General features: G+C 38.1%; 5 protein-coding genes. All 5 read left to right on the top strand.

Translation table 11 applies throughout. The features are described 5' to 3' along the window. Window positions 1-221: 221 nt before the first annotated feature. Window positions 222-512, top strand: coding sequence for a hypothetical protein (locus Q0983_RS15905; RefSeq protein ID WP_299555619.1), 291 nt, complete (start codon window positions 222-224; stop codon window positions 510-512). Between the two features lie 127 nt (window positions 513-639). Further along, window positions 640-1080, top strand: a complete 441-nt coding sequence (locus Q0983_RS15900; RefSeq protein ID WP_299555617.1) for a hypothetical protein — start codon at window positions 640-642, stop codon at window positions 1078-1080. Between the two features lie 80 nt (window positions 1081-1160). Next, on the top strand, window positions 1161-1370 hold the full coding sequence (locus tag Q0983_RS15895; protein ID WP_299555615.1) for a hypothetical protein: 210 nt from the start codon (window positions 1161-1163) through the stop codon (window positions 1368-1370). Window positions 1371-1409: 39 nt separating this feature from the next. Next, complete coding sequence (locus Q0983_RS15890; RefSeq protein WP_299555614.1) at window positions 1410-1958, top strand: hypothetical protein; 549 nt, start codon at window positions 1410-1412, stop codon at window positions 1956-1958. Between the two features lie 3 nt (window positions 1959-1961). Continuing rightward, on the top strand, window positions 1962-2528 hold a 567-nt coding region (locus Q0983_RS15885; RefSeq protein ID WP_299555612.1), incomplete at its 3' end, for a hypothetical protein.

The raw sequence follows: 2528 nt of genomic DNA, 5'->3' as shown, positions 1-2528 counted from the left end.
TAAACCTGATAGAAAAAATAGTAATTCAATGTTCCGGTTAATATTAAACGCCGCATAAGAATGTTTTAAGTTTTGATAGTTTTAAGGGGTAATTAAATGGCTTTTGTGAATGAAAAAATATCTGACGAAGACATAAAGAAGTATCGTATAAAAGAAATGGATGAAAAATATGTCGTAGGGGGGCGGGTGCGCGTGATTGGGCAATTGACAGAGATAAAGAAATGCGTTTGCGTTGTATATCCTGGGGAAGAGAAGAAGCATCGGGAGACACTCGCTGGAATTTTTACTGGGGGCATGAAATTTTAACAGTGAGCTTGTCTATGGTTCGTTCGGATACAAGGTCTGGACGGCCAGGTTGGATACATTGGAAATTGGAAGAAATGGATTTGCCTTTTAATCTTGAAGACAAAAGAGAAGAAATATTAACTGCATTAAAGGAAGCTCTTACGGTTTACAAGGATGGCGGTATTTATTCTATGAGTACAGATTTTAAAGTGATATTGGATGTTTGAGGGAAAGGAAAATGCCTATTAACTATGATGATGCCATCAATCAAACTAATTCTTTGGATTTTACTGGCCAAGAAAGTTTGAGCTATTTTTTAAAGGAAGTATCTACGATTGCTGTAGGAGAATTTAAATGAATTTTATTTTGGAAAATGTAAGGAACGGTGTAAGTAGATTTTTAGACGAACATGAGACAGCTATCAAGTTTAGTGAAGGAGTTCCTATCTATCAGCGTTTAGTTGACGATGATCGGAAGGTTTTATTTTATTGTCTTTCAGTAGGGGGTGGGCCGGATGGAGATGATTTCCCTGGTGTATACGTGTTGTTTATTGATGGACGTTCTTATTTGTTAAATATTGGTTTAAAAAGGTTTTGGCAAGATACGGTCGGCAACGTGGCTAACTACCATGTAGAAAAGGTGGAAGGTATAAATTTTTTAGTTGAAGAAAATGAAGGATTTCGTTCAATTCTAAAGGGTGCTTTGCAAGCCTGGGAAAAAATTCTGCCTAATAAAAGTGTTATTACGAATGTCGAGTGTACTCAAGGCTCGGTAGGTATATTAAGTAAGATCTAATTTATGCTTAATCTAATCTCAGTTTTCTTGGCTGTTTTAGCGGAAATATTGGCTTTCGCTGCGTACTTTATGGTTATGGTATGACAGTTACTCCAGAAGGCATGGTTCCGGCCCAAGGGGAAACAAACATATCGTGGAACAGGCATATTATGCAGGCTTGTTTAGGGGCAGCGGCTTTTACATTTCTTTTGGGTTTAGTCGGTTTATTGTTTAATAGCGAGAAGCGCTATGGCTTTACTGGTATTGGGTTGTCTGTGCTCGCTATTTTTTATCTGTTGGTAAAATCTTAACCAAGGCATATTTTTTGCGCGAAAGTTGAATTAAAGTTGGTGATTTTTGATGGGTTCTTTGAGTTTTTTGTTGAGAAAGAGAAATTGTTGTTAGGGTTAAAGGCAAGGTTCGACGGATTACATTTTAGCGTTTATGGTAAAGCGAAAAATTATTATGAGGGATTTTGGATGAGTTTTATTTTAGAGCGGTTAAGAAATGGGATAAGTGAATTTTTAGATGAGCACGAGGAAGCTGTTCGGCTTAGCAAAGGAGTTCCCATCAATAAAAGGTTGGTTGATTCAGAAAAAAAAGCTCTACTTTATTGCCTGTCAATGGGCGGAGGTCCTGACGATACAATGTTTCCAGGTGTATATGTATTATTTGTTAAAGGTAGTTCTCATTTGTTAAGGATTAGCGAATCCAGGTCTTGGAAGGATGGTGTCGGAAATGTAGTTAACTATTATGTGCAAGAATCTACAGGATTTGATTTTTCCGATTTTGAAAGAGATGAAAATTTTTCAATTTTGGAAGATGCATTAAAATCTTGGGAGGCGTTCTTACCTTACGAGAGTGTTATTACAAAAATCGAATACGCTAAAGGATTATAAGTGATGTTTAGTTTAAGTGATGCCTTGGTTCAATTGGAAAATGCTAATCAAGCTGGAGAAATATTTTCAATTGAACAGTTGCGCGAATTAGCAGATTCTTTATCGGTTGAAATGGCTGGTGCTGAAGGAAAAACGTCGGTATTTTACAGCGGCGATATCAAACCGGGACAACTAAATGGAGAAGCATGGAGGGTGCTGGATGATCTTCCAGATGGTCAATACAGAGTGTTGAATAATCCAGATGTTGTTCAATTGTTGAGAAGTGATGAATTTCGTATCGCATTGACGAATTCAGTGAAATCATTTACGAGTCCAGATCAAGTTGTTGAAAAGGTTAATGAAATTTTTAACGGATCTGTTGTCAACGGAAAACGCATTCCAGACGGATTATGGGATGACGCATCCCAGCGGTTTGCGGAGGCTGCCTCGGGTGATGTCAGAGTAATAGCACCGTATGGAAAATCAGAAACAGTCTTTGCTCAAACAGAACTCCCCACACTGTTGAATAATGAAAAAGTCACCACTATAGACGGCATCCCCCGATCCCAACTCGTCCAGTTACGCGACACC

This window comes from Seonamhaeicola sp. (assembly GCF_028281565.1).
In the GTDB taxonomy this organism is placed as follows: Bacteria; Bacteroidota; Bacteroidia; order Flavobacteriales; family Flavobacteriaceae; genus Seonamhaeicola.
The sequence above is the reverse complement of the archived record's forward strand: the minus strand, read 5'-3'. Positions and strand labels throughout refer to the sequence as shown.